Here is a 17,571-nt window from a genome sequence, read left to right as displayed (position 1 = left end):
CCGGCCGGGGCGATCGTGGGATCAGCCCCGGCCGGCCGGGCGCGTGCGTCCGCTCAGCTGTCGAGCAGGTCCGCCTTGCCGTCCACGTACGCGGACTCGAGGCCGTCGAGCACCTCGGTCGGCGACTTCGACTGGTTGATGAGCGACTGGAGCTCGCTGACGATCACGTCGTAGTAGCCGGGCACGGGCCAGTCGGGGTAGAACGCGAGGCCGTCGTCGTCGAGGATCGCCTGGAAGTTCTCGGTGAGCTGCTGCGTGCGCTCGTCCGTGATGACCGACGCGTCACCGGCGACGGGCAGGCCGCCCTTCTCCGCGAGGATGTTCTGCACCTCGGGGCGCAGCGTGATGTCGATGAACTCCTCGGCGAGGTCGGGCGAGTCCGCGTTCGCCGGGACGACCCAGAGGTTGCCGGACGAGCCGACCTGGAGCGTGTTGCCGGGGAAGTTGAACTGGCCCCAGTCGGCGTCCATCTCCTCGACGATGCGGCCGAACCACCACGAGCCGGAGACCATCATCGGGTACGTGCCGTTGATGAACGACACGCCCATGTCCTCGGCGGTCAGCGCGGCGGAGTCGGACGCGACGTAGCCGTCCTTGATCCAGGAGTCGAGCTTCTCGGTGGCCTGCGTCATCTCGGGACCGTGGAAGTCGGGGTCGCCGTCGAAGAGCTGGTACTGGTCGACGAAGTCACGCTCGGAGTTCGCGAGCACGAGCTCGTACCAGAGCTGGCCCATCGGGTACTCGGCGCCGGCCTCGGCGAGCGGCGTCACTCCCTGGTCCTTGAAGGCCTGCATGACGCTCTCGAGCTCGTCGAGCGTCGTCGGCACCTCGAGCCCGTACTGGGCGAACATGTCCTTGTTGTAGTAGACCTGCACGAACTCGCCGTAGTTCGGGACGCCGTACCACTCGCCCGAGCCCATGAGGCCCTGGTCGTCGTAGGTCGCGGTCGTCTGGAGCGAGCCGCTGAGCTTCTCGTCCCAGCCGCGCTCGGTCGCCGCGTCGGTGAGCGGGGTCAGCAGGCCCTGCGCCGCGAGCTGGCCGGCGGTCGCGTTGCCCTTGTTGTACTCCATGACGTCGGGCACGTCGTCGCCGGTGAGGACGATCTTGGCGTTCTTCTGGATCTGCTCGAACGTCTGCTTCTCGACGACGACGTCGACGTCCGGGTTCTCCTCCTCGAAGATCTCGATCGCCTTGGCCCAGGCCTGGCCCATGGCCGAGTCCTCGTTCTCGTAGTGCCAGATCGTCAGGGTCTGGTCGTCGGACCCGCCGCTGCCGCCGGAGCCCCCGCACGCCGCGAGGGCGAGTGGGAGCGCTACCACGGCAGCGACGAGCGAGATCTTCCGGGATCGCAGCATGTGCGTGTCCTCCTCATCGAGTTCCGGCGCTGGAGCCGGAGGGCGACCGGGCCCGTGGCCCGGCCGGTCGGTTCAGCGAGCCTGGGGCTCGCGGTCGTCGTCGTCCGGCGCCCGGCGGGCCGCGGGGGCGACGCTGCTGCCGGGTTCGAGGACGCACGGGATGAGCACGTTCGGCGTGCTCGGACGGGAGCCGTCCACGAGGGACAGCAGCTTCTGCACGCCCAGGCGGCCGAGCTCGGCCCCGGGCGCGTGCATCGTGGTCAGCGGCGGGTTGCTCATCTCCCCGACGCCGGGGGACGTGACGATCGACAGGATCGACATGTCCGCGGGGATCGCGACGCCGCGCTGCTGCAGCTCGGCGACGACGCCGAACGTCGCGATCTCGTTCATGGTGACGAAGGCCGTCAGGCGGGGCTCGCGCCCCAGGAGCGTCGCGACCGCGTCGCGGCCCGCGCGCGGGGACTCGTCGACGCGCAGCGAGACGGGCTCGAGCCCGCGCCGACGCATCGCCGCCTCGAAGCCCTCCTCGGCCCGGAACGTGGGCGCGTAGCCGTCGTCCGCCGTCGCCTGCGAGTGGTTCACGAGGGCGACGTGCCGGTGCCCGAGGTCGACGAGGTGCTGGACCGCGTCGTCCGTCGTGCGCTCGAAGTCGATGTCCACGGACGGCCGGTCCGTGACGTCGCGCGTGCGGCCGATCATCGTGTACGGCACCCCGGCCTCGTCGAGCACGTCGACGCGGGCGTCGTCGAGCGCGACCTCCATGAGCAGGACGCCGTCTGCCATCCCCTGGCGCACGAGGTCGCGGACCTCCGGGGCCTGGGTCGTGCGGAAGGGCCAGAGGACGAGGTGGTACCCGTTCTCGCGCGCCGTCTCCGCGGCGGACGAGACGAACTCGGCGACGGTGCCGCCCAGCCCCTTCTCCATCGCGGGGTAGATGAGCGCGAGCACGTGGCTGCGGCGCGACGCGAGCCCGCGGGCCATCGCGTTGGGCTGGTAGCCGAGCTCGGCCATGGCGTCCTCGATGCGGCGCCGTGTGGCGTCGGAGACGGGACGGGTCCCGGACAGCGCGTAGGAGACCGTGCTCAGCGAGACCTGCGCGCGTCGCGCCACGTCCTGCATCGTCGCCATCGTCACCACTCCCCTGTGGTCCGGTTCCGCGCCTCGGCCGTCGAAGCGCTTCGTCGAAACGCATCGTCGAAGCGCTTCGCTGTTACGAGTATTCGATGAACAAATGACGAGAGTCAAGCCCGAGGAGCAAGAACGCGCTCTCCGATTCCGGACGCACTCCCGACCTGCGACGACGCCGCACCCGATCTGCACGCCGACGACGCGCCGAACCCGGGATCGCTCCTCACCGGACGGGCTGGGTGAGGAGCGACCCCGGGTTCGGCGGTGCAGTCGGGCGCGCGACGGCCGCGCAGGGGGGTCAGAGTGCGAGGTCGACCGGGGCGGCGGCGCGCAGGACCTCGCGGACGCGCAGGTCGGCGTCCGTGACGACGACGTCGGCGCGGCGGCCCGCGACGAGGCCGCCGCGGTCGTCGAGGCCGAGCACGCCGGCCGGGGTCCAGGAGGCGGCGCGGACCGCGTCGACGAGCGGCACCCCGGCCTCGACCGTCTCGCGCACGACGTCGAGCAGGTGGTACGTGCCGCCCGCGATGGACCCGCCCTCGGTGAGCCGCGCGACGCCGTGCGCGACGGTCACGCGCATGGGTCCGAGCTCGTACGCGCCGTCGGCCATGCCCGCCGCGGCCATCGCGTCGGTGACGAGCGCGACGGCGTCCGGCCCCGCGACGGCGCCGTCGGCACCGACGTGCGACCCGACCAGCTCGACGACGCTGCGGATCGTGCCGTGCGCGAGGTGCGTGCCGTCGGCCACGAGCTCGACGACGAGCTCGCCGCGCGCGGCCGCCGCGAGGCACGCCGCGATGGGGCCGGGCTCACGGTGGTGCAGGGGGCGCATGCCGTTGAACAGGTGGGTCGCGGTCAGGCGCGCGCCGGGCCGCCCGGCGGCCGCGAGCGCCGCGACGCCGGCCGCGATCGCCGCCTCGGTCTGCTCGGTGCTCGCGTCGGTGTGCCCGATGGACGGGAGGGCCCCCACCTCGACGAGGGTCTCGATCACGCCCCCGGCGCCGACGACGCCCGGCACCTCGGGCGCGACCGTCATGGTGCGCAGGTAACCGCGCGCGGCCGCGGCGATCGCCCGCACGAGCTCCGGGTCGCCCTCGAGCATGTCGTGCGGGTTCTGCGCGCCGCACCGCACCTCGGAGAGGAACGGGCCCTCGAGGTGGATGCCGACGATCTCGCCCGCGTCGGCGAGGTCCGCGAGGTTCGCCGTGCGCTCGAGCAGCACGTCGCGCGGCGCGGTGACGAGCGACGCGACGAGGCTCGTCGTGCCGTGGCGCAGGTGCTCGCGCGCGGCGACGCGCGCCTCGTCGACGCTCGTCGCGTCGGGGAAGCTCGACCCGCCGCCGCCGTGGTCGTGCACGTCGACGAGGCCCGGGAGCAGCGTCGCACCGTCGCCCGCGGGCAGGTTCGCGTACCCGGCGTCGGCGGCCTGCGCGCGGGTCCCGACCCACGCGACGCGCCCGTCCTCCAGGGCCACGACACCGTCCTCGAGCACCCCCGTCGGGGTGACGACGCGGCCCACGAGGACTCGTGCGGTGCCGGTCTGCTGGTCGGGACGAGGGCTGCGGGCGTCGGTCATGGCCCCATTCTGGCGCACTTCGTACACCCGGCGTGCAAACCCGCGCGGCCGTGGACGCGCGCGGGTCGTGAGGCGAGACGTCAGCGGTCGCGCGCGGCGAGCAGCCGCCGTGCGCCGCGTCCGAGGTGCAGGGCGAAGAGCCGCTGGAACGTGGGCACGGCGAACGCGAGCGGGCGCACCCACCACAGCACCGGGCGGCTGAACACGTCGATGCTCCACCACAGGTCGCCCGCGTCGTCGCGCTCGACGGCGAAGCGCTCCTCCCCCACGAACGCGTGCCCAGGCAGGGTGCCGTACCCGAACGCGACACGGCGCGCGGACCGCTCGACCCACACGACCTCGCACGGTTCGTGCAGCCGCAGCCGCCCGACGCCGAGCAGCGTCGTCACGCGCGCACCGGGCTCGGCGACGGGCGCCGCGGTCTCGAGGCGCACGCGCGCCGCGGCGTGCACGCGCCACGTGAGGAGCTGCTCGCCGAGCCACGCGAGGTCGTCGGGCGTGCGCGGCCGGTCGGTGAGCCGACGGCGCACGTGCAGGTAGCGGTACCCCGCGGGCCGGTCGCCGGTCCGGGTCGAGCCGACCTCCGGGTACGTGAACGTCATGCCGCACTCCCCTCCGGGGCCCGCCCGGGCCCACGTGTCGTGTCCTGCCCTGCGTCGCGGTGCTCCTCGTCCGCGCTCTCCGCCCCGCGCGGGAGCTCCGGCCGGGCCGCGAGGACCCGCAGCCCGAGGAGGGTGCAGAGCACGAACCCGAACGCGTTCGCGACGCCGTGCGTCGCCGCCATGACGTCGAGGCTCGGGTGCGCGAACCCGAGCGCCTCGCCCGCGGCCCACCAGAGCGCGAGCAGCATCGACAGCCCGACGACGACCGCACCCGCGCCGAGCAGCGCGCGGGCGCCCGCGGCGCTCCCCGCGCTCACGGAGCCGGTGGAGCGCGCACCGACGGTCCGGTGCGCGTCGTCCGGGCCGACGCCGTCGACCTGGTCGGCCGGACCGGCGGTCCGCGCGAGCGAGCAGACCGCCGCGACCGCGGTCGCCCACAGGGCGAGCGTGAGCACCCCCGCGCCGACGAGCTCGGCCGCGTCGCCGACGAGGTAGCCGACGAGCACGAGCACCGTCCCGAGCGGCACGCCCCACGCGCCGACGACCGCGAGCCGGTCGGTGACCGCGAGACGTGCGACCGTTCCCGCGACGAGTGCCGCGCCGAACCCGGCGTAGAGCATGTGCGGGACCGTGAGCGCGAGATACGTCCCGGAGAACCCGAGGAGCCCCCACCCGGCGCGCTCGGCGACCAGCGCGCTCGCGCCGACCGCCGGCATGACCAGCGCGGTCGCGGTCGCCGCACGCGAGGCGAGACCTGCCGCGCCGACCCGCCCGTCGCGCAGGTCGCGCGCCGTGCGCACCGCCAGACGCCCGCCGGCGCCGGCGAGCACGACGGTCGCCGTCGCGAGGACGAGCGCGAGGAGCACGGACGCGGTGCCGTGCGGCAGCACGAGGCTCACCGACCCGGCGACTCCCGCGAGCGGCCACGCCACGCTGCGCGGCGCCGGGACGACGTCGGGCCCCAGGAGCCGGAGGCCGAGCGGCAGGACCACGACCATGCCGAGGATCACCAGGCCCGAGACGAGGGCTGCGCCGGCGGGGCTCACGCGCCCGCCTCCGGCCCGTCCGCGCGCTCGCGGGCCGCATCGGCCGCAGCGGACGCCCCGGGCGCTCCCGGGTGGACCGCACGCACGAGGCGCAGGACGTCGTCGACCACCCCGCGTGCGACGGGCAGCCGCGCGAGCCGGACGAGGCTGCCGACGAGCGCCGCCCCGCCGTCGACGAGCCGGCGCGTGCGCGCGAACCCCGGCGAGGTGTCGTGGACCCAGAACAGGGTGATGCCGAGCTGGGCCAACCACAGCAGCTCGGGGAGCTGGGCGCGCAGCCGCTCGGGGACGCGCGTCGACGCCCCGGCGACGACCCGCTCGAACAGGTCGCGCGAGAGGTCGCGCGAGGCGGTGGAGGCCGCGGAGAAGGGGCTCGCGTCCGAGCCCGGGCGGATCGCGACGGACACGAACTCGCCGCCGAACGCGTGGAAGGGGGCGAACGCGTCGACCGACGCTCCCCAGACGCCGCGCAGCCGCTCGGCGAGCGAGCCGCCCGCGGCGAGCACGGGCGCGGCGCGCTCGGCGTGCTCGCGCTGCACCTCGAGGTAGAGCTCCTGGACGAGCGCGTCCTTGGACGGGAAGTGGTAGTAGGCGTTCCCGGTGCTCACGCCCGCCGCGGCGGCGACGGCGCGCATGGTCGTGCGCTCGTACCCGACGTCACGCAGCATCCGGACCGCGACGTCGCGCAGGTGGGCGCGCGTCCGCTCGGACTTCGGCGTCGCGCTCATGCGACGAGGCCATTTTTGAACATGTTCAAAAACTACCACGCGGGACATCCGGCCGGCACGAGGGGTCAGCACCGGCGGGGCTGTTGTTTTCTGTTCGCTCTTGTGGGAATCTGTGGCCGACAGCGCAGTCACGTCCCCGTGCCCTGGAGCGCGCGGGACCCGCTCTTCGACGACGAAGGACACGCATGCGACGACCACGCTCGACGGGCGCCCTGGCGCTCGCCTCCGGCCTCCTGGCCCTGGCCCTCGCGGCCCCGGCGGTCGCGGCGACGCCGCCGGTCCCCGCGTCAGCCCCGCCCACGTCCCCGGGCGCGACGACCGACGACCCGACCACGCCCCTCGACCGGCCCGAGGTCGGGCCGGGGACCTCGTTCGTCGACGTCCGCGAGAAGCTCGACGGCTACGCCGACCCCGACTGGTACGCGGCCAACGTCCCCGTCGTGGACCTCCCCGACGCGGACGCCGAGGCGGTCTACTACTACCGCTGGCGCGTGCTCAAGGAGCACCTGCGCTACACCGAGCCCGGCACGGGCTGGGTGCTCACGGAGTTCCTCGACTGCTGCGGCTACGCCGCGCCGTACCAGGCCATCAACGCCGCGGCGGGCCACCAGCTCGCCGAGGGCCGGTGGCTGCGCGACCAGCGCTACCTGGACGACTACGAGGACTACTGGCTCACCGGCCCCGGCCAGATCGAGCCCGCGCAGAACCCCGAGGCCGCCGACTGGGCGCACCAGTACTCGTTCTGGGCCGTGACCGCGATCGTCGAGCGCACGAAGGTCACCGGGAACCTCGACCGCCTGCGCGCGCTCCAGCCCGAGCTGGAGACCTTCGTCGAGGACTGGGGGAACCAGTTCGACGCCGACCTCGGGCTCTACTGGCAGACGCCCGAGTACGACGCCAAGGAGAGCTCGCCCGCGTCGTACGCGACCGACCGCGACTACGCGGGTCGCCACACGTTCCGGCCGTCGATCAACGCCTACCTCTACGGCGACATGCTCGCGCTCGCCGAGGTCGCGACGCTCAACGGCGACGAGGCGACCGCGACCGAGTACCGCGACCGCGCCGCCGCGCTGCGCGAGGCCGTGGACACCTACCTCTGGGACGACGAGCGCGCGTTCTACTACGACGTCGTGGACTGGGAGAACCCGGACCACGAGCGGCTGCGCGACCGGCTCGACGTCGGGTTCGTCCCGTGGAAGTTCGGCCTCGCCTCGCCCGAGCAGGCCGTCGCCCTCGACCAGCTCCTCGACCCGCAGGGGTTCGCGGCGCCGTACGGCCCGACGGTGACCGAGCGCCGCTCCCCCGACTTCTGGCGCTCGGCCGACCAGGGCTGCTGCAAGTGGGACGGGCCGTCGTGGCCGTTCTCGACGTCGCTCACGCTCGACGGCGTCGCGACCGCGCTGCGCGACGACGCCGCGGGCGACCTCACGCGCGCGGACTACCTCGACCTGTTCGACACCTACGTGCGCACGCAGTTCCGCGACGGCGAGCCGTACGTCGCCGAGGCGCACCACCCCGACGAGGACCGCTGGATCTACGACGGGAACAACCACTCCGAGGACTACCTGCACTCCAGCTACGTGGACCTCGTGCTCCAGGACCTCCTCGGCCTCCAGCCGCAGTCCGACGACTCGCTCGTGCTCGACCCGCTCGTGCCGGCCGACTGGGACTGGTTCGCCGCGGAGAACGTGCCGTACCACGGGCGGAACGTCACGGTCCTGTTCGACCGCGACGGCTCGCGCTACGGGGCGGGCTCCGGCCTGCGCGTCTACGTGGACGGCGAGCAGGCGCTGCGCGCGGACGCCGACGCGCTCTCCGAGGGCGCCGACCCGGTCGAGGTGCCGGTGCCGAGCGGCGAGCCGCAGCGTCTCCCCCACGCCGTCAACACGTCGGCGAACCCGCTCCGGAACGCCTACCCGCGCCCTGTCGCGTCGTACACGTGGCGGTACGACGACGCGTGGCGGGTCCTCGACGGCAAGGTCTGGTACGACGAGGTGCCGCAGAACACGCGCTGGTCCAACTACTCCTCGCCGAACGCCCGCGACTGGGTGGGCGTCGAGTTCGCCGAGCCGACGACGATCGGCGACGTCCGCTTCCACGGATACCAGGACGCCGACGCCGTCCAGCCCGCCGTCGGCTACGAGCTCGAGTACTGGGACGGCGCGGCCTGGCAGGTCGTCCCCGACCAGACGCGCGTGCCCGAGCAGCCCGTCGGCAACGGCCTGAACCGCATCACGTTCCCGCCGCTCGAGACGACGAGCTACCGCGTCACGTTCGACGCCGCGCCCGGGAAGTCCGTCGGGGTGACCGAGCTCGAGTCGTGGAGCCCCGTGTCACGGGCCGTCTCCGCGCGCGTCGAGGCCGCGGAGCCCGCCGTCGGGCGCGCCTCGCGCGTGGACGTGACCGTGTCGACGCGCGCGGACGCCGTCGCCGACGTCGAGGTCGCGCCCGACCTCCCGGCCGGCTGGACGGCCGTCGCCGTGGGCGAGGCGGGCCCGGTCGACCTCGGGGCGTGGGACCGCGCGACCCGGTCATGGGAGGTCATGCCCGGGTCCGACGCCGTCCCCGGCAGCGAGGCGCGGGTCGGCGCCGTCGTGCGCTGGGGCGGGTCGAGCGCTCCCGAGGAGACGCGCGCGACCACGACCACCCGGCTCGCGTTCGACCCGGACTGGTACGACGACGTCGTGCTGCACGACGACTTCGACGCCGACACCACGGCGGACTACGCGACCCTGCAGCCCTCCGGCGAGGCGCTGCCCGCCGTCGCGGCCGGGGACGGGGTGCTCGCCGCGACCGGAGACGCGCGCTACTGGGGGCTGTACGGCCACCGCACGGCCCGCGCGACGCCGTCGTCGGTGGTGGTCGCCGAGATCGGCGCGTTCTCCGGCGCGGGGACGCAGGAGGACTCGCTGTTCCTCGGTCTCGCCGCCGCGGACCGCACCTACGCGCTCGCCTGGTTCAACCACACGAACGTCGCGTCCGGCCTCGACTACGTCGGGGGCGCGGACGGGTCGTCGCCGTACTTCGGCATCCGGGGATACGGCCCCGGCGACCGGATCGCGCTCCAGGTGAACGGCGCGCGCGTCGACGTGTTCGCCGAGGAGGACGGCGAGTGGGCCTGGTACGGCGGCACGACGACCGGCGGCGCGCTCGACACGTCCGACCCCGACGTGCTCGCCGGGCTCCTGCCGACGATCGGCTTCCGTGCCGACCGTGGGACGGTGAGCATCGCGTCGTTCGAGGTGCGCTCCCGGTCCGCCGCGACGCCCGCGCCCGAGGTCGACGTCACCGCCGTCCCGCGCTGCCTCGCCGGCACGGCCTACGTCGCGGTCCGGGCGGCGTACGTCGGCACGGGCGGCGCCGGGGCGGGCGACCCGGTGGACGTCGAGCTCGTCACGCCGTTCGGGACGCGCACGGTCACGGGCGTCGCGCCGGGTGCCAACGCCTACCAGTCGTTCTCGGCGCGCGCCGCGTCGCTCGCGGCGGGCACGGCGACGGTCCGCGTGACCGACGCCGCAGGGACGGTCACCGAGCACACGGCGCCGTTCGCGGCCGTCACCTGCTGACCGCAGGGCCGATCCCACGGCCCTGACTCGTCGACCAGGCGGTCGTGGCTCGTCCTCGCTGCGGGACGAGCCACGACCGCCTGCTCGGCGGGTCGCGCGTCAGAAGAGGCGGGAGTCCACGTCGTCGACGCCGCGCATCGCGTCGTAGTCGAGGACGAGGCAGCCGATCCCCCGGTCCGTCGCGAGCACGCGCGCCTGGGGCTTGATCTCCTGCGCGGCGAACACGCCGCGCACGGGCGCGAGCAGCGGGTCGCGGTTGAGGAGCTCGAGGTAGCGCGTGAGCTGCTCGACGCCGTCGATGTCGCCCCGGCGCTTGATCTCGACCGCGACGGTCGCCCCGGTCGCGTCCTTGGCGAGGATGTCCACCGGGCCGATCGCGGTCGGGTACTCCCGGCGGACGAGCGTGTGGCCCGACCCGAGCAGCTCGATCTGCGCGGCGAGCATCTCCTGCAGGTGCGCCTCGACGCCGTCCTTGACCAGCCCCGGGTCGATGCCGAGCTCGTGAGAGCTGTCGTGCTGGACCTCGTGGAGCTCGATCTCGAGGCGGTCGTCGCTCTTCGCGTGCTGCACGGCCCAGACCTCGGTCACGCCGCGCTCGCGCGCCTCCTCGGACGGCTCGCGCACCGCGAGCGAGCACGGCGGGCTCATCCAGTTGAGCGGCTTGTACGACCCGCCGTCGGAGTGCAGCAGCACGCTCCCGTCGGCCTTGACGATGAGCACGCGTGTCGCGAGCGGCAGGTGCGCCGAGAGACGGCCGGTGTAGCGGGCGGAGCAGCGGGCGACGACGAGACGCATGAGGCAGGTCCTCCGGGTCGGTGGTGGGCGGTCCGGGTCGCGGCGTCAGCCCACGGGCGACGCCTCAGACGACGACGTCGCGGCGGCCGGGCGGCGCGGCCTCCAGCCAGGAGGCCAGCCCCTCGTACGCGGCGCGCGACATCGTGAGCTCGAAGTCCTGACCGTGGTACCGGCACCGGACGAGGTAGGTGTCGGGCCCGTCGCCGGCGAACGGCTCGCGGCCCGCGATGACGAGGTCGTAGCGGGACCACGTCCGGGCGGGGCGGATCGACACCGACCACAGCCGCCACCAGTCGATGCGGCCGACGCCGTAGTGCGCGATGCCCGCGACCCAGGGCGCACCGGCCGCACCCGCGCGCCGCGCCCCGCACTCGAACGAGCCGACGCGGTGGGACAGGGCGCGCAGACGCCACGCCCCCAGCCCGATCGCGAGAAGGACGAGGACGAGCAGTCCGATCGCGAGCCAGGCCAGGGGCGTCATGGTCGTGCGAAGGTCAGCGGGCCGGTACGGACTCGACCGAGTCCGCGACGATCGTGACCTGGTTCGAGTCGACGGAGAGGAACCCTCCGGAGACGCGCACGTCGAGGGTCTCGCCCTCGGCCACGATGCGCACCGACCCCTCGCGCAGCACGGAGAGCAGCGGCGAGTGGTCCGCGAGGATGCCGATCTCACCGTCCGCCGCGGGGGCCGTGACCCGCTGTGCGCGGCCCGACCAGATCTTGCGGTCCGCCGCCACGAGGTCGACGTTCAGCTGTGCCACGGGAACTCCTTCATGGGCGGTTCATGCCCGGTGTGGTGTCCGGGACGACGCCCGGCCCGCGTGCCGCGGTCCGGGTCCGGGTGCGACGCCCGCGGGGCCGGACCGACCGGCCCGGCCCCGCGCGTGCGTCGGATCAGGCGCCGTACTCCTGCTGGATGCGCGCCCAGTTGCGCTCGAGGTCCTCGAGGCCACCGATGTTGTAGAAGGCCTGCTCGGCGATGTGGTCGAACTCGCCGTCCGCGATCTTCTTGAACGCCTCGATGGTCTCGCTCAGCGGCACGGTCGAGCCCGCGACGCCGGTGAACTTCTCCGCCATGTAGGTGTTCTGGGAGAGGAACTGCTGGATGCGGCGCGCACGCGCGACGACCGTCTTGTCCTCCTCCGAGAGCTCGTCCACGCCGAGGATCGCGATGATGTCCTGGAGCTCCTTGTTGCGCTGCAGGATCGACTTCACGCGCGTCGCGACGTCGTAGTGCTCCTGGCCCACGTAGCGCGGGTCGAGGATGCGGCTCGTCGACGCGAGCGGGTCCACCGCCGGGTACAGACCACGCGAGGCGATCTCACGCGAGAGCTCGGTCGTCGCGTCGAGGTGCGCGAACGTCGTCGCCGGCGCCGGGTCGGTGTAGTCGTCCGCCGGGACGTAGATCGCCTGGAGCGACGTGATCGAGTGACCACGCGTCGAGGTGATGCGCTCCTGGAGCAGACCCATCTCGTCCGCGAGGTTCGGCTGGTAGCCCACCGCGGAGGGCATGCGCCCGAGCAGCGTCGACACCTCGGAGCCTGCCTGCGTGAAGCGGAAGATGTTGTCGATGAACAGCAGCACGTCCTGCTTCTTCACGTCGCGGAAGTACTCCGCCATCGTCAGCGCGGAGAGCGCGACGCGAAGACGCGTGCCCGGCGGCTCGTCCATCTGGCCGAAGACGAGGGCGGTCTTGTCGAAGACGCCCGCGTCCTCCATCTCGTGGATGAGGTCGTTGCCCTCACGCGTGCGCTCGCCGACGCCGGCGAACACCGAGACACCGCCGTGGTCCTGGGCGACGCGCTGGATCATCTCCTGGATGAGGACCGTCTTGCCGACGCCCGCACCGCCGAAGAGGCCGATCTTCCCACCCTGGACGTAGGGGGTCAGCAGGTCGATGACCTTGATGCCCGTCTCGAACATCGTGGTCTTCGACTCGAGCTGGTCGAACGCCGGGGGCTTGCGGTGGATCGGCCAGCGCTCGGTGATCTCGACCGTCTCGCCCGGAGCGGCGTTGAGCACGTCGCCCGTCACGTTGAAGACCTTGCCCTTGGTGACGTCGCCGACGGGGACGCTGATCGGCGCGCCCGTGTCCGTCACCTGGGCGCCGCGGACGAGGCCGTCGGTCGGCTTGAGGGCGATCGCGCGGATGAGCGAGTCGCCCAGGTGCTGGGCGACCTCGAGCGTGAGCGTGAAGGACTTCTCGCCCTCGCCCTGCGACGAGAGGTCGATCTCGACGGTCAGCGCGTTGTAGATGTCGGGGATGGCGTCCGCCGGGAACTCGATGTCCACGACGGGGCCGATCACACGAGCGACTCGGCCCACGCCGGGACCGCTGGAGTGCTCGACCTGTGCTTCCACGGTGGTGGCGGTCATTGCTGGCCTCGCTTCGCAGTGCCGGAGTGGTCCCCGGCGGTGTCGGTCAGGTTGTCGATGATGGTGCTGGCCGCGCGGGCCGTGCGGCCCGTCATGACGCCGCCAGGGCGTCGGCACCCGAGACGATCTCGCTGATCTCCTGGGTGATGTCCGCCTGACGCGCCTGGTTCGCCAGCCGCGTGTAGTTGCGGATGAGGTCCTCCGCGTTGTCCGTCGCCGTGTGCATCGCCCGCTGACGTGCCGCGAGCTCGGACGCCGCCGCCTCGAGGAGGCAGCTGAAGATCCGGCTGCGCACGTAGCGCGGGAGCAGCGCGTCGAGCACGGCCTCGGGCGAGGGCTCGAAGTCGTACAGCGGGAGCACGTCGTGCTTGCCCGCCGGGGCGACGCCCTCGACGACCTCGAGCGGGAGCATCCGCACGACGCGCGGGCGCTGCGTGACCATGTTGACGAACTGCGTGTACACGATGTGCAGCTCGCTCACGCCGCCCTCGGCGGCCGGGGCGAGGAACGCGCCCAGCAGGGCGTCCGCGATCTCCCCCGCGACCTCCGAGTTCGGCGCGTCCGACCCGTACGACCACGAGCCGGCGAGCTCGCGCCCGCGGAACGTGTAGTACGAGATGGCACGACGTCCGGCCGCGTAGAGCGCGACCTCCTTGCCCTCGGCCACGAGACGCTCGACGAGGCGCTCCGTCTCGCGGATGATCGACGCCGAGTACGCGCCGGCCATGCCGCGGTCGGACGCGACGACGAGCACCGCCACGCGGTTGGTGTCCGTGCGCTCGCTGGTCAGCGGGTGCTTCGTCGACGTGTGCGTCGCGACGGCCGAGACCGCCCGGGTGATCGCCCGGGCGTACGGCGACGCGGCGGCCGTGCGGTCGCGCGCCTTGCCGATGCGCGACGCAGCGATGAGCTCCTGCGCGCGGAACATCTTCTTGAGCGACTGCGTCGACTTGATCCGCTGCTTGTAGACGCGCTGGGATCCGGCCATGCTCAGGCCCTCTTCTGCCGGACGATCTGCTCCTGCTCGATCTCCGTCTCGGCCTCGTCCTCGGTGTCGCCGCCGACGAGCGGCGAGCCGTCACCCTTGAGGAAGCCGGAGCGGAACGCGTCGACCGCCGCGGCGAGCTGCGACTCGGTCTCGTCCTCGAGCTTGCCGGACTCGGCGATCGTCGAGAGGACGTCCGTGTTGCGGCGCAGGTGGTCGAGCAGCTCGGACTCGAAGCGACGCACGTCCTCGACCGGGACGTCGTCGATCTTGCCCTTGGTGCCGGCCCAGATGGACGCGACCTGCTCCTCGACCGGGAACGGCGAGTACTGGCCCTGCTTGAGCAGCTCCATGAGGACCGCGCCGCGCTGCAGCTGGCCGCGCGAGGCCGCGTCGAGGTCGGACGCGAACATCGCGAACGCCTCGAGCGCACGGTACTGGGCGAGCTCGAGCTTCAGCGTGCCCGAGACCTTCTTCATCGCCTTGACCTGCGCGTCACCACCGACGCGCGACACCGAGATGCCGACGTCGACGGCGGGGCGCTGGTCCGCGTTGAACAGGTCGGACTGGAGGAAGATCTGGCCGTCCGTGATGGAGATGACGTTCGTCGGGATGTACGCCGACACGTCGTTCGCCTTGGTCTCGATGACCGGCAGGCCCGTCATCGAGCCGGCGCCGAGCTCGTCGGAGAGCTTCGCGCAACGCTCGAGGAGGCGGGAGTGCAGGTAGAAGACGTCACCCGGGTACGCCTCGCGGCCCGGCGGGCGACGCAGCAGCAGCGACACCGCACGGTAGGCCTCGGCCTGCTTCGACAGGTCGTCGAACACGATGAGGACGTGCTTGCCGCCGTACATCCAGTGCTGGCCGATGGCCGAGCCGGTGTAGGGGGCGAGGTACTTGAAGCCCGCGGGGTCCGAGGCGGGAGCCGCGACGATCGTCGTGTACTCGAGCGCGCCGGCGTCCTCGAGCGCGCCGCGGACGGACGCGATGGTCGAGCCCTTCTGGCCGATCGCGACGTAGATGCAGCGGACCTGCTTGGTCGGGTCGCCCGACTCCCAGTTCGCCTTCTGGTTGATGATCGTGTCGATCGCGATCGCCGTCTTGCCCGTCTGGCGGTCGCCGATGATCAGCTGGCGCTGACCACGGCCGATCGGGATCATCGAGTCGATCGCCTTGAGACCGGTCTGGAGGGGCTCGTGGACCGACTTGCGGGCCATGACGCCGGGCGCCTGGAGCTCCAGGGCGCGGCGGCCCTCGGTCGCGACCTCGCCGAGGCCGTCGATCGGGTTGCCCAGCGGGTCGACGACGCGGCCGAGGTAGCCGTCGCCGACGGGGACCGAGAGGACCTCGCCCGTGCGACGGACCTCCTGCCCCTCCTCGATGCCGGTGAACTCGCCGAGCACGACGACACCGATCTCGCGGACGTCGAGGTTGAGGGCGAGACCGAGGGTCCCGTCCTCGAAGCGCAGCAGCTCGTTGGCCATCGCGCCCGGGAGACCCTCGACCTGGGCGATGCCGTCGGCGGCCAGGGTGACCCGGCCCACCTCCTCGGACACGGCGCCCTCGGGCTCGTAGGACTTCACGAAGCTGTCCAGAGCGGCCCGGATCTCCTCCGGCCGGATCGTCAGCTCAGCCATTGCTCTTCTCCTGTCGTGGCCGCACCTCGTGGTTCGGGTGCGGTCGAACGTTTGTCGGTTGTGCGGCCGGTGGCCGGCAGGACGGTCGTCGGTCGGAAGGGTCGGCTCGTCAGCTCACGAGACGTCGGCGCGCGTCGGCGAGCCGGGAGAGCACGGTGGAGTCCACGACGTCGGCGCCCACCTGGACGCGGAGCCCGCCGAGCACGGCCGGGTCCACCGTCACGTTGAGCTGCACCGCGCGGCCGTAGGCCCGCTCGAGCAGCGTCGCGAGACGGTCGAGCTGGACCTGCGTGAGCACCGTGGCCGACGTGACCGAGGCGACGAGACGCTGCCGGCGCTCGGCCGCGATCTCCCCGATCCAGCCCAGCGTCGGGACGAACCGGCGACCGCGCAGCGCGCGCGTCGCGTGGACCGCGAGCACCTCGGTGACCGTGTCGACCTTGCCGTCGAGCAGCGCGTGCAGGAACGCGGCGCGACGCTCGGGGTCGGTCGTGTCGTCGGAGAGGACCTGTCGCGCCTCGCGCTGCCCGACGAGCGCGCGCGACGTCCGGAACAGCTCGTCCTCGACCTTCTCCAGAGCACCGCGGGCCTCGGCCGACGCGAGGACCGCGTCCAGGCCCAGGCGCTCGGTCGCGTCCGCGAGGTCACCCTCGCGGGTCCAGCGCGACCGGACGAGACCGGCCACGAGGTCCACGACCCGCTCGTCGAAGCCCGACGCGAGGACGGCGGTCACGAGGGCCGCCTTGTCCGCGCCGGACCGCGACGGGTCCGCGAGCGAGCGCCGCAGCGGCGCGGACTCGTCGAACGCCGCGGTGACCGCGAAGAGCTGCTCGCCCAGCGCCAGCGCGCCCTCGCCCGCCGAGCGCAGGACCGGCTCGAACCGGTCCCGCGCCTGCGTCAGGGACTCGCCGCTCGTTCCGCGCATCAGCGCTCCTCGGAGGCCGTGCCCGCCGCGCTCGCCGCCGCGGGACCCACGGCCTCGAGCTCGTCGAGGAAGCGGTCGACGACGCGGCTCTGGCGCGCCGAGTCGGCGAGCGACTCGCCGACGATCTTCGAGGCGAGCTCCGTCGCGAGCAGACCGACGTCGTTGCGCAGCGAGACCGCGGCCTGCTGGCGCTCGGCCTCGATCTGGCGGTGCGCCGTCTCGACGATGCGCGCGGCGTCGTCCGACGCCTTCGCCCGCAGGTCCGAGACGATGGCCGTGCCCTCGGCACGCGCCTCCTCGCGGATCTTCGCCGCCTCCGTGCGCGCCTCCTGGAGCTGCTGGTGGTACTCCGCCAGCGCCGCCGCGGCCTCCGCCTGGGCGGACTCCGCCTTGGCGAGGCCACCCTCGATCTTCGCGGTGCGCTCGTCGAGCACCGCCTGGAACTTGGGCAGGACGGCCTTGTAGAAGACGATCGCGATGACGACGAGGACGACCGCCGACCAGAGCAGGTCGTAGCCGGCCGGCAGGAAGAGGTCGATCCCCTCCGGCTCCTCCGTCTGCGCCACCAGCGAACCGGCGGCGCTCGTCAGCGCCGACATCACGCCGCGGGGAAGAGGAAGCCGGCGACGAGACCCAGCAGGGCGAGGAGCTCGACGAACGCGACACCGAGGAACATGGTGGCGCGGAGCTGGCCGGCGACCTCAGGCTGGCGGGCGATGCCCTCGATGGTCTTGCCGATGAGGATACCGAGGCCGATGCCCGGGCCGATCGCGGCGAGGCCGTAGCCGACCGAGTTGAGGTTACCGGTGACCTCGGCGAGGGTGGTGACGTCCACGATGGGTGTTCCTTCCG

The 17,571-nt window shown here is 73.1% G+C and carries 16 protein-coding genes; 1 reads left to right on the top strand and 15 read right to left on the bottom strand.

Going from position 1 to position 17,571, the window contains the following annotated elements; genetic code table 11:
* Positions 1-53 precede the first annotated feature (53 nt).
* From ACTJIY_RS10965 to ACTJIY_RS10940, 6 genes are all read right to left on the bottom strand, one after another.
* Positions 54-1,355 (bottom strand): ABC transporter substrate-binding protein, encoded by a 1,302-nt coding sequence (locus ACTJIY_RS10965; RefSeq protein ID WP_439157728.1) that lies wholly within the window; start codon positions 1,353-1,355, stop codon positions 54-56.
* A gap of 72 nt (positions 1,356-1,427) precedes the next feature.
* Complete coding sequence (locus ACTJIY_RS10960; RefSeq protein ID WP_440674296.1) at positions 1,428-2,483, bottom strand: LacI family DNA-binding transcriptional regulator; 1,056 nt, start codon at positions 2,481-2,483, stop codon at positions 1,428-1,430.
* 298 nt (positions 2,484-2,781) lie between these two features.
* Positions 2,782-4,059, bottom strand: coding sequence for an N-acetylglucosamine-6-phosphate deacetylase (locus ACTJIY_RS10955; protein ID WP_253053379.1), 1,278 nt, complete (start codon positions 4,057-4,059; stop codon positions 2,782-2,784).
* An 80-nt stretch (positions 4,060-4,139) separates the two neighbouring features.
* Positions 4,140-4,661: a DUF1990 family protein gene (locus ACTJIY_RS10950; protein WP_353708751.1), complete on the bottom strand. Its 522-nt coding sequence runs from the start codon at positions 4,659-4,661 to the stop codon at positions 4,140-4,142.
* Complete coding sequence (locus ACTJIY_RS10945; protein WP_353708750.1) at positions 4,658-5,707, bottom strand: YndJ family protein; 1,050 nt, start codon at positions 5,705-5,707, stop codon at positions 4,658-4,660. Before ACTJIY_RS10945 ends, ACTJIY_RS10950 begins: the two co-directional genes overlap by 4 nt.
* Positions 5,704-6,435, bottom strand: coding sequence for a TetR family transcriptional regulator (locus ACTJIY_RS10940; protein WP_440674295.1), 732 nt, complete (start codon positions 6,433-6,435; stop codon positions 5,704-5,706). Before ACTJIY_RS10940 ends, ACTJIY_RS10945 begins: the two co-directional genes overlap by 4 nt.
* A gap of 185 nt (positions 6,436-6,620) precedes the next feature.
* Here ACTJIY_RS10940 and ACTJIY_RS10935 point away from each other — a divergent pair, with 185 nt between their 5' ends.
* Positions 6,621-10,001: an MGH1-like glycoside hydrolase domain-containing protein gene (locus ACTJIY_RS10935; RefSeq protein WP_440674294.1), complete on the top strand. Its 3,381-nt coding sequence runs from the start codon at positions 6,621-6,623 to the stop codon at positions 9,999-10,001.
* 99 nt (positions 10,002-10,100) lie between these two features.
* Here ACTJIY_RS10935 and nucS read toward each other — a convergent pair whose 3' ends face one another.
* The 9 genes from nucS to ACTJIY_RS10890 form a co-directional block, all read right to left on the bottom strand.
* Entirely contained in the window at positions 10,101-10,796 is a 696-nt protein-coding gene (gene nucS, locus ACTJIY_RS10930; RefSeq protein WP_253053371.1) for an endonuclease NucS, read from the bottom strand.
* Between the two features lie 64 nt (positions 10,797-10,860).
* Positions 10,861-11,277, bottom strand: a complete 417-nt coding sequence (locus tag ACTJIY_RS10925) for a DUF2550 domain-containing protein (RefSeq protein WP_253053369.1) — start codon at positions 11,275-11,277, stop codon at positions 10,861-10,863.
* A gap of 13 nt (positions 11,278-11,290) precedes the next feature.
* On the bottom strand, positions 11,291-11,557 hold the full coding sequence (locus tag ACTJIY_RS10920; protein WP_047232903.1) for a F0F1 ATP synthase subunit epsilon: 267 nt from the start codon (positions 11,555-11,557) through the stop codon (positions 11,291-11,293).
* Positions 11,558-11,690: 133 nt separating this feature from the next.
* Complete coding sequence (atpD, locus tag ACTJIY_RS10915; RefSeq protein WP_253053367.1) at positions 11,691-13,172, bottom strand: F0F1 ATP synthase subunit beta; 1,482 nt, start codon at positions 13,170-13,172, stop codon at positions 11,691-11,693.
* 91 nt (positions 13,173-13,263) lie between these two features.
* On the bottom strand, positions 13,264-14,160 hold the full coding sequence (locus ACTJIY_RS10910) for a F0F1 ATP synthase subunit gamma (RefSeq protein WP_253053365.1): 897 nt from the start codon (positions 14,158-14,160) through the stop codon (positions 13,264-13,266).
* A 2-nt stretch (positions 14,161-14,162) separates the two neighbouring features.
* Complete coding sequence (gene atpA, locus ACTJIY_RS10905; protein ID WP_253053363.1) at positions 14,163-15,794, bottom strand: F0F1 ATP synthase subunit alpha; 1,632 nt, start codon at positions 15,792-15,794, stop codon at positions 14,163-14,165.
* Between the two features lie 109 nt (positions 15,795-15,903).
* Positions 15,904-16,719, bottom strand: coding sequence for a F0F1 ATP synthase subunit delta (locus ACTJIY_RS10900; protein WP_253053361.1), 816 nt, complete (start codon positions 16,717-16,719; stop codon positions 15,904-15,906).
* Positions 16,719-17,318, bottom strand: a complete 600-nt coding sequence (locus ACTJIY_RS10895) for a F0F1 ATP synthase subunit B (protein WP_353708748.1) — start codon at positions 17,316-17,318, stop codon at positions 16,719-16,721. Before ACTJIY_RS10895 ends, ACTJIY_RS10900 begins: the two co-directional genes overlap by 1 nt.
* A complete protein-coding gene (locus tag ACTJIY_RS10890; RefSeq protein WP_047232897.1) occupies positions 17,318-17,554 on the bottom strand; it encodes an ATP synthase F0 subunit C in 237 nt (78 codons plus the stop codon). Before ACTJIY_RS10890 ends, ACTJIY_RS10895 begins: the two co-directional genes overlap by 1 nt.
* Between the last annotated feature and the right edge of the window lie 17 nt (positions 17,555-17,571).

The sequence above is a fragment of the Cellulosimicrobium sp. 22598 genome, from assembly GCF_052044445.1.
Classification (GTDB): domain Bacteria; phylum Actinomycetota; class Actinomycetes; order Actinomycetales; family Cellulomonadaceae; genus Cellulosimicrobium; species Cellulosimicrobium cellulans_G.
The sequence above is the reverse complement of the archived record's forward strand: the minus strand, read 5'-3'. Positions and strand labels throughout refer to the sequence as shown.